Source organism: Chitinophaga sp. HK235, from assembly GCF_018255755.1.
Lineage (GTDB): Bacteria > Bacteroidota > Bacteroidia > Chitinophagales > Chitinophagaceae > Chitinophaga.
On the sequence record NZ_CP073766.1, the window covers coordinates 6,673,720 to 6,689,225 of the forward strand.

The 15,506-nt window shown below is 47.4% G+C and carries 9 protein-coding genes; 7 read left to right on the forward strand and 2 right to left on the reverse strand.

The features are described 5' to 3' along the window. Positions 1–37: 37 nt before the first annotated feature. The 7 genes from KD145_RS25465 to KD145_RS25495 all read left to right on the forward strand — a co-directional run bounded on the left by KD145_RS25465 (position 38) and on the right by KD145_RS25495 (position 12,873). A complete protein-coding gene (locus tag KD145_RS25465; RefSeq protein ID WP_212002645.1) occupies positions 38–2,572 on the forward strand; it encodes an ATP-dependent Clp protease ATP-binding subunit in 2,535 nt (844 codons plus the stop codon). 533 nt (positions 2,573–3,105) lie between these two features. Continuing rightward, positions 3,106–4,818, forward strand: a complete 1,713-nt coding sequence (locus tag KD145_RS25470) for a hypothetical protein (RefSeq protein ID WP_212002646.1) — start codon at positions 3,106–3,108, stop codon at positions 4,816–4,818. 102 nt (positions 4,819–4,920) lie between these two features. Beyond that, complete coding sequence (locus tag KD145_RS25475) at positions 4,921–7,155, forward strand: hypothetical protein (RefSeq protein ID WP_212002647.1); 2,235 nt, start codon at positions 4,921–4,923, stop codon at positions 7,153–7,155. Positions 7,156–7,201: 46 nt separating this feature from the next. Beyond that, entirely contained in the window at positions 7,202–8,752 is a 1,551-nt protein-coding gene (locus KD145_RS25480) for a T9SS type A sorting domain-containing protein (RefSeq protein WP_212002648.1), read from the forward strand. A 75-nt stretch (positions 8,753–8,827) separates the two neighbouring features. Beyond that, positions 8,828–9,517 carry a (d)CMP kinase gene (cmk, locus tag KD145_RS25485; RefSeq protein ID WP_212002649.1) on the forward strand — a complete coding sequence of 230 codons (690 nt, stop codon included), beginning with the start codon at positions 8,828–8,830 and terminating at the stop codon, positions 9,515–9,517. A 591-nt stretch (positions 9,518–10,108) separates the two neighbouring features. Then, on the forward strand, positions 10,109–12,058 hold the full coding sequence (locus tag KD145_RS25490) for a tetratricopeptide repeat protein (RefSeq protein ID WP_212002650.1): 1,950 nt from the start codon (positions 10,109–10,111) through the stop codon (positions 12,056–12,058). A gap of 50 nt (positions 12,059–12,108) precedes the next feature. Then, complete coding sequence (locus KD145_RS25495; protein ID WP_212002651.1) at positions 12,109–12,873, forward strand: LytTR family DNA-binding domain-containing protein; 765 nt, start codon at positions 12,109–12,111, stop codon at positions 12,871–12,873. A gap of 278 nt (positions 12,874–13,151) precedes the next feature. Here the strand turns inward: KD145_RS25495 and KD145_RS25500 are convergent, their stop codons facing one another. Together KD145_RS25500 and KD145_RS25505 are read right to left on the reverse strand one after the other, a co-directional pair. Further along, the gene (locus KD145_RS25500) at positions 13,152–14,414 is read right to left on the reverse strand and encodes a 4-hydroxy-3-methylbut-2-enyl diphosphate reductase (protein ID WP_308219050.1); all 1,263 of its coding nucleotides are present in this window, start codon (positions 14,412–14,414) and stop codon (positions 13,152–13,154) included. After that, a complete protein-coding gene (locus tag KD145_RS25505; RefSeq protein ID WP_212002653.1) occupies positions 14,411–15,289 on the reverse strand; it encodes a rhomboid family intramembrane serine protease in 879 nt (292 codons plus the stop codon). Before KD145_RS25505 ends, KD145_RS25500 begins: the two co-directional genes overlap by 4 nt. Positions 15,290–15,506 lie beyond the last annotated feature (217 nt).

Below are 15,506 nucleotides of genomic sequence, written 5' to 3' on the forward strand. Positions count from 1 at the left end.
CCCCCGTAAGGGTTTTTGATAATTTAATATTCTCACAATGGACCAGAATTTTTCACCGCAAGTTAAGGAGATCATTTCGTTCAGCAGAGAGGAAGCTTTACGCCTGGGAAATGATTTCATCGGTACTGAACACCTGCTGTTAGGTATTATTCGCGAAGGCGAAGGCACGGCCGTAAAGATTCTGCAGGCTTTAAACGTAGACCTATACGAATTACGTAAAGAAGTAGAATTAGCTGTAAAAGATAAGACTGGAAAAAATATCGCCAATATTAACAGTCTCCCCCTAACCAGACAGGCTGAGAAAGTCATCAGGGTTACGGTCCTCGAAGCTAAAGCACTTAAAAGTGCTACCGTGGAAACCGAACACCTCATGCTTTCCATACTGAAGAACAAGGAAAACGTTTGTACACAAATCTTACAACAATTTGACGTGGACTACGATACTTTTAAAAACGAACTGGGCTTTGTAAAGTCTGCTGACCCTAAATCAGAATTCGACGATCCGGGCGAAGAAGAGTTTGAAGACGAAAGAAAGAGTTACGCTTCCAAAGCCAAACAGACCAATACCAAATCCAAAACGCCCGTACTGGATAACTTTGGTAGGGATATCACCAAGCTGGCCGAAAGTGGCAGCCTGGACCCCATAGTCGGCCGCGAACAGGAAATTGAGCGCGTTTCCCAGATCCTGTCCCGCCGTAAAAAGAACAACCCCATCCTTATTGGCGAACCCGGTGTGGGTAAAACAGCCATCGTGGAAGGTCTCGCGCTGCGCATCGTTCAGCGTAAAGTATCCCGCGTACTGTTCGACAAACGGGTGGTAAGCCTCGACCTCGCTGCACTGGTAGCCGGTACCAAATACCGCGGCCAGTTTGAAGAAAGGATGAAGGCCATCATGAACGAACTCGAAAAGAACCGTGATGTCATCCTGTTCATCGACGAAATTCATACAATCGTAGGTGCCGGCGGTGCCTCCGGTTCCCTCGATGCCTCCAACATCTTCAAACCAGCCCTCGCCAGAGGTGAACTCCAATGCATCGGTGCCTCCACACTGGACGAATACCGCATGTATATCGAGAAAGACGGCGCCCTGGACCGTCGTTTCCAGAAAGTAATGGTAGAACCACCCAGCGTGGAAGAAACCATACAGATCCTCAATAATATCAAGCCCCGTTATGAAGAATACCATAACGTAAGCTATACCGATGCAGCCATCGATGCGTGCGTGAAACTCAGCGACCGCTACATGACCGACCGCCTGTTGCCCGACAAGGCCATAGACGTACTCGATGAAGTAGGCGCCAGAGTACACCTCAAAAACATCAACGTGCCGCAGAATATCCTCGACCTGGAAAAACAGATCGAAGACATCAAACAGGAGAAAAATAAAGTCGTTAAAAGTCAACGCTTCGAAGAAGCCGCTGCGCTGCGCGATACTGAAAAGAAACTGGGTGAAGACCTGGAACGCGCTAAAGCCATGTGGGAAGAAGAAGTGAAACATAAACGCTACCCGATCGACGAAGAAGCAATCGCGGAAGTTGTCAGCATGATGACTGGTATCCCTGTAAAAAGGATGGTACAGGCCGAAACAGAGAAACTCCGCCGCATGGGCGAAGACCTCAAAGGCGCCGTGGTAGGTCAGGACGATGCTATCAGCAAAGTCACCAAAGCTATCCAGCGTAACCGCGTAGGCTTGAAAGATCCGAAAAAACCAATCGGTACCTTCATCTTCCTCGGTCCTACCGGTGTAGGTAAAACAGAGCTGGCCAAATCCCTGGCCCGCTACATGTTCGACTCCGATGAAGCACTCATCCGTATAGACATGAGTGAATACATGGAGAAATTCTCCGTAAGCCGCCTCATTGGTGCGCCTCCGGGATATGTAGGATACGAAGAAGGTGGTCAGCTGACCGAAAAAGTTCGGCGCAAACCATACTCCGTAATCCTGCTCGACGAAATCGAAAAAGCACATCCGGATATCTATAACCTCCTCCTGCAGGTGCTCGATGATGGTATTCTCACCGATGGTCTCGGCCGTAAGGTGGATTTCAAAAATACCCTCATCATCATGACCTCCAACATCGGTGCCCGCCAGTTGAAAGACTTCGGTGCCGGCGTAGGGTTCACCACCTCCGCTAAAGCAATGAGCGAAGAGGAAAATACCAAATCAGTGATCGAAAAAGCACTGAAAAGGACCTTCTCTCCGGAATTCCTTAACAGGATCGATGATGTGATCATCTTTAACTCTCTGGGCAAAGAACACATCTATACCATCATCGATATCACCATGAAGAGCGTGCTCAAACGCCTCAACAACCTGGGCTTCAGCCTCGAACTGACAGACGAAGCAAAAGGCTTCCTGGCAGACAAAGGCTACGACCACCAGTTCGGCGCCAGACCACTCCACAGGGCCATCCAGAAATACCTGGAAGACCCGCTGGCAGAAGAAATTCTGAATATGAACATCCATGATGGGGATGTCCTGGTAGCTGACCTCGACAAAGAAAACCAGAAACTGGTGTTCACCTTACAGAACAACTCTTCCAAAAGCAAATCAGAGAAATCTGAAGTATAAATAATCAACGTAATTACCATATTATCTGAGAGGCTGTCTTATTATTAAGACAGCCTCTTTTTTTATACAGCTTTAGCACTTACTTCATCATTCCGGTATTTTGGCCAAAAATGGCCTTAAATGCCCATATCAAACCCCTCTTATCAGGGTTGTTCTAACATGTTCATGTTAACTTTCACTTTTTCAAGATAAGTTTGGTGCCTGCACTGTGTTTGCAGTACGCACCCTCCTCATTGAATCGATCTTCAAGCCCCAAAACCATCAAATAACAGGTTTCTTATGATATTATGAAAATATAAAATATAGCATAATGGTGTCATTTTTAAAAAATTACTTATGCGTACTTTTGTTGTATCAATAAATATTAACCTCTATTATTTATTGTCTAGGAATTTTGTATGCATTTATTCCTATATATATTATAAAATTATCTATATCTTTATTCTACTTCCTTTAACTGAATACACAACGATATAAAACAAGCCGGTTCATGCCTGGTTTGGAAGATCATTTAAACTATTTATCCTTATACCATGACTAAACCTTTACACGTCGCACTTCGCGGTATGTTACTGGGAAGCCTTGCACTTCTCGCTACCGACACTTACGCGCAGCTTAAAGTGGGTGATCACCCAACCAAAATAAACAAAGCCTCCGTATTGGAACTGGAATCAGACAGACAGGGTCTCTTACTGCCCCGCCTGAAACAGTTCACTGATATCGACGCACTCACACCACCAGATGGTATGATCGTTTATTATGATCCGGCTCCTCCCGCACCCGCCACTGATAAAGGTCTCTACATCAGAAGAAACGGTGCCTGGGAAAAAATGGCCAACAATGCCGATGCTAACAGCAACTGGAAACTCACCGGCAACGACGCTGTAGCAGGTAACTTCATCGGTACCAACGCAGGCAGCGTTCCGCTCGTATTAAAAGGCCAGGGCGTAGACGGTATGATCATCGACAATGGTTATGCCTTCTTCAAAAAACTGGACCTCGTAACAACTGGTGTAGATGTATTACTGGTAGATCCTACAACTGGTAAGGTATCCAGACGGACAATCAGCGAATCTGCCTTCAGTACCGCTATCAATTCACTGAATGGTGATAAAACTGCAGCCCAGACACTGTCTACAGATGCAGCCGACTATAGCTTCGCTCATGATGGCGCCGGCGACCATAAACTGACTATCTCTACTCAGGATGGTACCAAAACAGTAGGTCTCCTCACCAAAGCGGATTACGTACGCTTTGATAATGCTACCAAAGCACTGGTGATCACCGGCTTCAATACTACCCCCAATGCCAACGGTCTGAGTATTACCACAATTGCTGGTAACCCGTCCCTGGCCCTCCACGCTGCTGACGCTACCAACCCGGGTGCATTAACAGCTACCGACCAGAACATCGGCGGTAACAAAACATTTAAAAACAACCTCATCGTAGATGGTTCCGGTACTATCAGCTCCGGCCTCACCGTTACCGGTGCTACCCTCCTCAAAGATGATGCGGTTATCAATAAATCATTACAGGTAGGAACTACCTCCGAACTGAAAGGTAAAGTGACCCTGGGCAGCGTTGCCGCAGGTACCGCCACCGACCTCGACGTGCTCTTGCTCGGTACAGCTGGTGAAGTAGTAAAGAAAACTTTGCCTTCTTCTGCCTTTAATCCGGTGATCAATAGCATCAATGGCCTTACAGGACCAGCTGTGACCATCAACAATGGTATCCAGGGACCGGATGTACACTTTACGCAGGATGCTGCTACCCAAACAGTGACACTCCATATCCCAACAGCTACCCCGCTTACAGACAGAGGCCTGATGTCCAATGGCGACCAGACTTTCAAAGGCAACAAGAAACTGAGCGATGACCTGGCTGTACGCACCAAAGTAATCGTTGGTGATACTACTGCACTTGCCAACTCTACCCTGCAGGTGACTGGTTCTGTGTCCATGAACATCGTGAACGTTTCTGCAGACCACCCTATGACCGATGCTGATAACACCATCCTCGTAGACTGCTCCGGCGGCGACCGTAAAGTAACCCTGCTCACTGCCGTTGGCAGAAAGGGAAGGGTGATCACCGTTAAAAAAATCGGCGGTACCCTGGCCAGATCCTTACAGATCCTTCCTAGCGGTGCCGAACGTATTGAAGATGGAACCGACTACTTCATTTATAACGACTGGACTTTCGTAACACTGCAGTCCGATGGTGCCAACTGGTTTATCATCAGAAAATAATTCTGTAACAGTAAGGTATAAACGCTTTTTATAAAAAGCGTTTATACCTTACTGTTATCAGCTGTTTTGTCTGTTTTACCGATTTTCCCGCAACCGTAATTTATGAAGATGACTGCTTTAAGATATTTACCCATACTGGGAATGGGCATCCTGTTTTCTGTCAGCTCCGCTGCCCAGCAGCTGAAACTGGGCCTGCAACCTACACAAATCCGTAAAGATGCTTTGCTGGAACTGAACAGCGACAGCCAGGGGCTGTTGCTCAACAGGGTTCCTAAAAGTGCCATTACTGCCGGAGGCGCATTATACAATGCTGCCGATGGTATGTTTGTGTATGTAACAGATGCCGGAGAAAAATGCCTTTATATCAAAGCTGCCGGTGCGTGGAAAAAAGTAGCCGATTTCTCCGGAATCACTACAGACAATATCCCTGAAGGAACCACCAATCTGTACTTTACCAACGCAAGGGCCAGGGCCGCCTTCTCTGCAGGCACTGGTATCAATATCAATGCGGCAGGGGCTATCAGCAACACTGGCGTGCTTACCTTTGCCAGCCGCACTCCGGATGCCACTGGTAACATTGCTCCACTGGCAGCTGACTACGCGTCTTTTTACCTGCCATGGGCCTGTACAATCTCCTTACAGGCGGGTACCGGTATGAAAAGTACTACTACCGCTACCAAAAATCTGAACACCAACCCAACATTCACCATTGATGCAGATAAAGATGCCGCCATCTGGAATGCCAATAAACTGGCTTCTGTAGCGATATCTGCTACAGCACCTACGGCCAACCAGGTACTCACTTTTAATGGTACACAGTGGGAACCCAAAGCTCCAGCATCAGGAGGAACCGGATTTATTATCAATGGAACTACTCCACAAACCGCGGATTTTAACATCACCGGTTACGCAGATGTTGGCACTGCCGTAAGAGTAGGAGGTAATATAACTGCCGGAGGTGGTGTAACCGCAGCAACGGGTACTTTTTCTTCTACAGTATCTGTTGCCAATGGTCTCTCTTTAACAAACCTTACCACCGGCTCTGTGCCTTTCATCGGCGCCTCCGGCCTGGTAACGCAATTCAACGGGCAGTTCTTCTGGGATAATACCAAAACAGCCCTGGGCCTGGGTACCAACGTCCCTAAAAATAAACTGGAAATTACTGGTCAGGCTGCAGGCCTCGGTGAAACAGTTTTCACCTCCGGTCTCCGCCTCAGCAACCTGGCTGCTGTCGCACCCGGCGCCGCCAATACAAAAATGCTCTCCATCAATACCAATGGTGATGTAATTGTTACCGTAAACCCGCTCTCCACCCGGAAAATAAAGCTGGTGGCCGGTAGCGGCGTCATCGATTTCGGTGCCACAGGAGAACAGGACCTGTCTGCCGACAGAACCTGGACCATCAAAGTGGACAGCAGCAAAAACATCTGGAATGCCAATAAGATCCAGAATAACGCAGTGGCCACCACTGCCCCCAATGATGGCGATGTATTAAAATGGAATACAGCCACACAATTGTATACCCCCGCTCCGGATATTACCGGTGGCGCTTCCTATGGAACATTGACATCAACAGACATCCGCAATGCCGATGCACCGGATGCCCGTTACCGCATGAAAATATGGCAAGGCCTTGATCCTTCAGCAGCCGGTGCCGGAACGGTAACGAATGGACCTTTAGGTACCTCAGCATGGGCCTGGAGCGTACTGGCATTTAAATCCGGTAACTATACCACACAACTTTACTTCGATAAAAATACACTGGCGCTCAGAGAATGGCAGGGCGGACAGGCTCCCCTGGCAGCAAACGCTGGTAATCCCTGGTATAAAGTAGTGACTACGCATGGAGATAATACTATTCCTGTCGGTGCCATCCCTTTTGGTTACCGTACCAGCGATGCTTCTACTGAAATTAGCCAGGATGCCAATAACCTCTTCTGGGATAATACCAATAAGGAATTGGGGATTGGAACCAATAGCCCTGCTGCAAACCTGGATGTAAATGGCACTTTTAAAATGGGCCAAAGCGGCACACCGCTGAATGGGATGTATAAATTCCAGGGCACCTATACGGGAGGAAATACCACCATCAATAAACAGCAACAATTGATCTTCACCATCAATGTCACAGCAGGAATACCTGCATTGAATGCTGATGCAAGTGTGATTGTTACTCCTGCCAGTGATATAAGCACAGGTACTACTGCGTTGGTATCTATTGGATGGGCCAGAGTAAATAATTCAACTTCAATCAAGGTGTGCCTTATTAATGCCAATACCGGCACCAACTACACATTTAACAACAATACCAAATTCAATATCACCATTATTCAATAATTGAGTTTTGAAGAGACATCTACTTGCGATATTGATAATATGTTTGATGGGCAGCGCATTTCCAGTGGCTGCACAGCAGGGTGTCTTCATCCCCGCCGGTGGCTCCGTATGGCTGTCCGGCAACTCCGGTGTATTCTCCGATCTCATCAATAACGGTATACTCGGGTCTAATCCTACCGCTACTTTATATTTCCTCAGTAAAAAATGGACTAACGGCAACGGTGCTACGTTGCCCGATGAAAGTGCTGACGGCCGTTCCGGTATAGGTGGTAAATTCCTCTTCTCTGCGCTGAATCCGCTGTATGGCAATACCGGTCAGCAGACCGTCTTCGGCAGTTATAGCCTCGCCTCCAGGCAGGGCACCAGTTTCCCCAACATCGAACTAGACAATACTGCAGGGCTGCTGCTCGACGATCTCAGCGATCTTAAAATCAGAAACAACCTGCATTTCACCAACGGTTATATTTTCCTCAACGGCTGGAACCTCCAAGTAGGTGAAAACAATCCCGGTACCATTACCGGATACAACGATAGAAAGTTTGTGGTGAACGGCCCCGGTTTTGCCGGTGGCGCACTCTACCGGGCAGGCATAAACGATGCTGCCGCCAAAGTAGTATTCCCTGTGGGCACCTCCACCGATAATTATTCCCCGGCAGCTATTCTGCTGTCAGGTGCTACCGATATGTTCAGCGTGCGTGCCTACGACAGCGTGTACACCGTTGCTGCAGGCGGACGTGCCTACCGCGACAGCTTCGTCAACAGAACCTGGAACATCACCCGCACTGACAATACCGGTGGCGAAGCGACTGTGATACTCCAGCACATGGATAAAGACGAGCTGCCCGCTTATGCTGCTGCCCGCGATAGTAGCTACATCACCCGCTTTACCGGCGGAGTATGGGACCAGGTGCCTTATATTGCGGCCCTGCCCAAACCCGGCACCCTTACTACCAACGGCCTGACAGACCCGGCCACCATGCATATGCGCACTTTCACCGGCCTCGGTGCCAGTGAATATTTCTCCAAAACAGTATTGGCCAGCAAAGCCAAACCCGCTGTATTCCTGCTCTTCGAAGCCTATCGTATAGCGCCGCTCATGGTGCAGCTCGACTGGACCACCAGCAAGGAAGTCAACAATTTGCTGTTTGAAGTGGAACGCAGATACGAAAGGGAAGAAGTGTTCACGAAGATTGCCACTGTGCCTACCAAAGCGCTCAACGGCAACAGCAATGTGCCGCTCAGCTACACCCTCCAGGACCTCAACGATTACGATGGCTGGACTTACTACCGCATCAAGGCTGTGTCCAGAAGCGGCAAGGAAGTATACTCCGAAATCAGGGCTGTACCACCGTTTGTACAGATCGATGTATTCCCGAATCCGAGCAACGGCAAGTTCAGGGTGCGTATCCGTGGCATAAGAGGCCCGCTGTTTATGCAGCTCCGCGATACCTGGAGCCAGGTGATGCGCCAGTACGATATACAGCAGGATAATGACCTCAACGTGAGCGATATGCCAGCTGGTACTTACTTTATGATCATCTATCATAAAGAGACCATGAAGGTGGCTTACACCTGCAAGGTAGTAGTGGTGGAATAAGGATCGTTTGCTTTTTTCGCATAATTCCCTCAATTTTGTAGGGTTATTTCTGTAGGCGATCCAAAAAGAGCAAGTTTGAAAAGAATAATTATCACGATAGATGGCTACTCCTCTTGTGGCAAAAGTACATTGGCAAAACAAATGGCCAGGAAACTGGACTATGTGTATATAGATAGCGGTGCCATGTATCGTGCTATTACGCTCTATTTCATGCAGAACCGCGTAGACTGGGCATCCCAGCCTGCTGTAGTAGCTGCACTGGCAGATATTCACCTCGAATTCCTGTACAACATCCTCACCGGTGCCAGCGAAATGCACCTCAATGGTGAAAATGTGGAGCACCTGATACGCGAAATGCTCGTTGCAGAAAAAGTAAGTGAAGTGGCTGCCGTAAAAGAAGTACGGGAGTTTGCCGTAGCACAGCAGAAAAAAATGGGTACCCGCAAAGGTATCGTGATGGATGGCCGCGATATCGGTACTGTTGTATTCCCGCATGCCGAGCTCAAGATATTTATGACGGCAGATATTGCAATCCGGGTAGAACGCCGCTTTAAAGAGCTGTATGAAAAGAATAAGAACATCTCCATCGAGGAAGTAAAGGAAAATCTGGAACTGAGGGATTATATTGATGCCAATCGCGAAATCAGCCCGCTCCGCAAAGCCGATGATGCTATCATACTGGATAACAGCCAGTTAAGCCGCGAAGACCAGATGGACCTGGTAATGCAATGGGTGGAAGATGCCATAATGGCCCATACTTCATGAAATAATATTTTCTTTTATTAAAAGTCTTTTATACATTTGCCTTGTCCCTGCCTAACCACCAGCGGACCATCCCAATAATTTTCCACATCCTGAAGAATTTCCTGCTATTTTTTTGTATGTAAAACTATGTCAGCATCTGACCCTGTTTTTCATGCCTTATCGGACCTAAAAAGATTGCCTGGGTATTTATGTTGCATAATGTGATGCGCCCGGCACCTGTGCCTGAACGTATAACATTGAATAAGACACAACCATTGAATTTGTGAACGCTGGACGCGTATAATATATATGTCGCTGTCCTATGAAAGTCTTATCCTGACTATATCCACAAGGACCTTTTGCTATTAACCGATTATTGAACTTATCTATATATAAAACTCGCCCTGCGCAGTATAATCACTGTTGTAAGGCATAAAGAGAAATGTGGGATGGCATGGCTTGCCATGACCGTTCCATGTTTTCAGTAGGTGTATTCGGTTAATAGGAAGAAGGGGCGAATTCTTTCGCCCTTTCGCTTTTTTGGAAAGAAATCACTAAATCATCCGTAATTCGTAATTCTTCTTTAAATTGTGTGGTCACACTGTTCTGCTAATGTCTGTAAAAGGTCTATGGATTTTAGGCTTGCTCGTTATCGGCGCTTGTTGGGCCGCATCTGCACAGGATTCCCTGCGGATCTACCACACCCTCGACTCTATCCGAATGCTGCCCAATGATACCGGCAAAGTATCCTTGCTGATCAGGAAGGGTAAACAGCATGCCCGCTATTTCGACAGCCATAAAACGGAAAACCTTTTCTGGCAGGACGCTTTGCCGCTGGCCCAGAAACTACGCGCCGCCAGAAGCCTGGCCCTCGTTTTCAACGAACTGGGCACCGTCAAAAGAAACAAATCCCAGTACCTCCTCGCCGAAGATTACCACGAAAAAGCCATCAAATTTGCGGAAGAAGCCAATGATACCCTGCTGATGTGCCTTTCCTTTAATAACGCCGGGGTAGACAGCCGGCGCCAGGACAAACTGCAGCAAGCCTTCGATTACCACCTCCACGCACTCCAGCTGGCCGAAAAAATCAACGATGTCCGTAATATCTGCGTGGCCACCAATAGTATCGGTAATATCCAGCTGACAGCCGAAAACTATGAAGATGCCATCCGCCACTTCAACCGCGCCCTTAAACTGGAAGAACAAAGCCGTAACGACCTGGGTGTGGCCATCAACCTGGGTAACCTCGGATATGCCTACCAGGGCCAGAACAAACTGGACCTGGCTATTATGTATTACCGCCGCTCTCTGGTCGTCAACCAGAAAATTGACAACCCTACGGGAATGGCTATATGTTATAACGCCCTAGGCGCTACCTACAAGGAGAAAAAAGACTACAGCGCCGCCATGGACTACCTCCAGAAAGCCCTGACAGTTAATGATAAGGTAGCCGATAAAATACATGTGGCCGAAAGTTATCTCAACATCGGCAAACTGCTCAGCGCCCAGAACAAACACGAAGAAGCCCGGAAGTATATGCAGCAGTCCATCGATCTCAGCATATTCTGGAATTTCAAGTCCATGCTCATGGACGCTTATAAGGCCCTGTCCGCGGACTATAAGGCCAGCGGCGATTTCAAAAGGTCTATGGATGCCGCCGATAAATCACTACTCTATAAAGACAGTATCCTCAACGAAAAATCGACCATGGCCCTCAAACAGATGCAGGCCATCTATGAGGTAGATCGAAAAGATAACCAGATCAAAACACTGGAACATGATAAAATGGTGAATGGACTAAGGACCAAACGTAACGTGATGTTCATCTTCACCCTCGCAGGTTTCCTGTTGATGTCCATTGTAGGTGGCTTCTTTTATATCCGCCACCGCAACCTGGAAGCCAACAAACAAACCCTGCAACTGGAACTGAAATCCCTTCGTTCCCAGATGAATCCGCATTTTATCTTTAATTGCCTCAGCTCTATCCACCGGTATATCTGGAGTAATAATCAGGAGGAAGCATCAGATTATCTCACCAAATTCTCCCGCCTGATGCGCCTCATCCTGGACAATACCCAGCATACTTTTGTAACGCTTAATAAAGAACTGGAATCTCTCCGCCTGTACCTCGATCTGGAATCTTTACGCTGTAATGGTATATTTGAGTACAGTATCCGGATAGATCCTGAAATCAATGACGAAGAAGTCCTCATCCCGCCTATGATCCTGCAACCTTATGTGGAAAACGCGATCTGGCACGGCCTGGTACATAAAAATGCCGATATGGGATTACTGGATGTGGAAATAATGCTGAAAGGCAGAAGTCTGGTTTGTACTATCACCGACAATGGCATCGGCCGGCGTAAAGCCATGGAAATAAAGGAAAAAAAGGATAAAATGCATAATTCCGTCGGCATGAAAGTGACGGAAGGCCGGATTGATCTGATCCGGAAGATCAATAACAAGGAAGCAAAAGTAACCGTAACAGACCTGGAAGATCCGGCTGGTCAACCTGCCGGTACCATGGTAACGATTGTTTTACCAGCCGAATTTATATTTTAGCAAAAAAATTGCGGATGGCCTGATGCCTGCCCGCGCTAAACCTACACAGCATGAGCGATATAAAAGCTATCATCGTAGATGATGAGCAACATTGTATTGATGCCTTGCAGACTATGTTATTAAAGAAGTGCCCCGGAGTAGAGGTCGTTGGATCAGCCAAAGGAGTGAAAGAAGCAAAAGAACTGGTGGATGAGCTCCATCCCGACCTGGTATTCCTCGACGTGGAAATGCCTCACCAGAACGGATTTGAACTGTTGAAACAGTATGAAAAGGTTGCCTTCGATGTTATCTTTACCACTGCATATGAACAATACGCCCTCAAAGCGATTAAGTTCAATGCGTTGGACTATCTCCTCAAACCCTTCAGTGTAAAGGAACTGCAAGATGCCCTCGACAAATGCCGGGAGAAAAAACAACACCGGCAGAAAGAGAATGGAACATCTCCGATGGATGTGTTCCTGCAAAACATGAAAACACTCCAGCAATCACATAAAAAGATTGCCCTGCCCACTATCAACGGGCTCGTGTTTATGCCGGTACAGAATATTGTACGTTGTGAATCTACCGGCAACTATACCCGCATTTTTTTTACAGACAAGAAAAACCTGATGGTGTCCCGTCCGCTGAAGGAGTTTGAAGAGCTCCTGGCAGATGTCGATTTTTTCAGGGTACATAATTCCCATCTTATCAACCTGCAGCAGATGCAGTCTTATATCCAGGGAGAAGGAGGGTTTGCACTGATGAGTGACGGGGCACAGGTAGAAGTTTCCAGAAGGCGTAAGGCCGATTTTCTGAAGAGGGCTATGCAGTTCTGACCGGTGGAAACGGCTATGTCCCTTATATTCAGCGAAAAAGTGGTTTCCGATTTTGTGCTTATTCATACCACTTATGGTCAATATACTACCGGATAATAAATGGCTGTTGCGTCCCTTTTCGGGATGGTTTACATTTGAGTTAAGATTTCATTTTAACGCTATATAAAAATTTAATTCTCTGCATTACTAGCGTGATTAGCCCCAAAGAAAAAAGACACCTTCTGGTGTCTTTTTTGTTATAGTGATATTGTTGTTAATCCTGTTACAGATAGCATTTATTAGTCAATGATGGCGAGTTCGTCGGCTTTATGTTCCAGTCCGTAAAACGACAACAGCCGGCGGATGACACCTTCCACCAGTGCATCGGGGCAGGAGGCGCCGCTGGTCAGGAGTATGGTCACCTGTTCTTTTTCTGGTAAAAAAGTATCACTGTGGATTTCTGTTTTGTGATGGAAATCCCAGTGGTTGATTTTGTCTGTCGCTGCCATTTGTTCCGGAGCGTTGATAAAATAGGTTGGCAGTTTCTCTTCGCAGAGTTCTACCAGGTGGGAGGTATTGGAGCTGTTATAGCCGCCTACTACGATCGCCAGGTCAGCAGGTGCTTCCAGCATACCGATAACGGCACTCTGGTTGTCGTTGGTGGCATAACAGAGCGTGTCGCGGGTATCGGCAAAACGTTCGCCTGCGGTAGCCTCTGTGAGGGCATAACGGTCCATCATTACCTGACGGATATAGTCGGCGATGGCCTGTGTTTCGGTGGCTAGCATGGTGGTTTGGTTTACCACGCCTACACGCTGCAGGTCTTTGGTGACGTCGAAACCGGGAGAATACTGGCCTTTGAACTGTTCATAAAAGGCTTCGGCCGGTGTTTCGCCGGTGATGAAGCGAGCCAGTTTTTCTGTTTCGGCCATATCTTTTACCACTATGGTAGGGGTGTTGGACTGGCTGTGAGAGAAGGTGGCCCTGGTTTCTTCGTGTTTGGGTTTGCCATGCACGATGACGGTATATTGTTTTTTACCGATTTGTTCCGCCTTGTTCCATACTCTTTCCACAAAGGGGCAGGTAGTATTGTATTTCAGCGGTTCTATGCCGAGGGAGGCCAGTTTGTTTTCTGTTTCGAGGGTTGTGCCGAAGGCGGGAATGATCACGATATCATCGGGCTGGAGTGTTTCCCAGGGTACCAGCTGATTGCCGGCGGTGTCCATGATAAACTGCACGCCGCGGTCCAGCAGGTCGTTATTGACATGCGGGTTGTGGATCATTTCGCTGAGCAGGAAAATACGTTTATCCGGGTTTTCGTCCACTGTTTTAAACGCTATTTCGATGGCGTTTTCCACACCATAGCAGAAGCCGAAGTGGCGGGCAAGCAGTATTTTAAGCGGACCAAAGTCAAGCGTGGTAGGCGTAAAGTCCTTCTTCATGCGGTCCTGCTGTTTGCGTTGGTTTTTGATGGCGCTGATCAGCGGACTGCGATATATAACCGGAACATTGAATGTTTTCATGCGTAAATGGGCAAAAAGTTGAAAGGCAAAGTTAATCAGTTTTCCTTGCTGACTTTATCCAACCAGGCTTTTTCTTCAGCGCTGAGGCTTTGGTAACCTTTTTCGTTGATTTTGTCGAGCAGTTGGTCCAGGCGCAGCTGGTTGTTGTCTTCCGGTTTTTTTACCACTTTAAGCGGGGATTTTTTAGGTTTGGACCGGGCCTGTTGCTGCTGGCCTTCTTTTCTGGTTTCAGGATCAAAAAGCCAGATAAGGGGTTTGCAGAGGTCGGTACCGTTTTGCAGTATTCTGACGTAGAAGAAACCGAACAGGGCGCCGCCCATATGGGAGATGATACCGCCCAGGTTGCCTCTGGGGATGGAGATGATACCGAGGGCGATGAGGCCGAGGGCCAGCCATTTCAGCTTGATATTACCCAGGAAGAGCAGGCCAATTTCGTAGTTGGGCATCAGGGTGGCACAGGCTACCAGGATGCACATAACGGAGGCAGAAGCGCCGATCATGCCGGACGGGAAGCCGGGCAGGAAGAGGTTGTAGCAGAGCATGTACAGGAGGCCACCGGAGATGCCGCCCATCAGATAGAGGGGAAGCACACGTTTGTTGCCCAGGAAGCCCCGGAAGAGGTTACCAAACCAGTAAAGGTTCAGCATATTGAAAAAAATGTGGAAGATCTCTACATGGGTAAACATGTAGGTGATCACCCCCCATGGTTTTCTGATGAAGGTGTTCAGCTGCGAGTGAAGGGCAAGCTGGTCATATGTCCAGGAAAATAAAGTGTTGGTGGGGTAGAACGTATTAATGATATATAATATATTGATCCCGAGAAAAACGACAATATTCCAGAGGAGCAAATGATTGACCGTGTTGCCTTGCCTTAGCCAATAACGAATATCCGATTGAAATGAGGTCCCGTTCATATACACAAATTAAGATAAAAAATCCGGGATTTTACATCCATTCATAGAGATTTTCAGTTGATGAAATTTATAGTTTTTTACTGCAGACAAATATTCATTGGACACTGAATAGATAACAAATTTTCACTATTCTGGTTGTAAAAAAGGGGGCAAAAATTATTCCTTTTTCTGATGTCGGGAAAAAGTAAAAAATCTCTTCAAAAGAGAAATTTTATGC

Coding starts and splice junctions, on each gene's coding strand:
- KD145_RS25470 (WP_212002646.1), top strand. CDS start 3,106: ATGACTAAACCTTTACACGTCGCACTTCGCGGTATGTTACTGGGAAGC.
- KD145_RS25490 (WP_212002650.1), top strand. CDS start 10,109: ATGTCTGTAAAAGGTCTATGGATTTTAGGCTTGCTCGTTATCGGCGCT.
- KD145_RS25480 (WP_212002648.1), top strand. CDS start 7,202: ATGGGCAGCGCATTTCCAGTGGCTGCACAGCAGGGTGTCTTCATCCCC.
- KD145_RS25495 (WP_212002651.1), top strand. CDS start 12,109: ATGAGCGATATAAAAGCTATCATCGTAGATGATGAGCAACATTGTATT.
- KD145_RS25505 (WP_212002653.1), bottom strand. CDS start 15,289: ATGAACGGGACCTCATTTCAATCGGATATTCGTTATTGGCTAAGGCAA.
- KD145_RS25475 (WP_212002647.1), top strand. CDS start 4,921: ATGAAGATGACTGCTTTAAGATATTTACCCATACTGGGAATGGGCATC.
- KD145_RS25465 (WP_212002645.1), top strand. CDS start 38: ATGGACCAGAATTTTTCACCGCAAGTTAAGGAGATCATTTCGTTCAGC.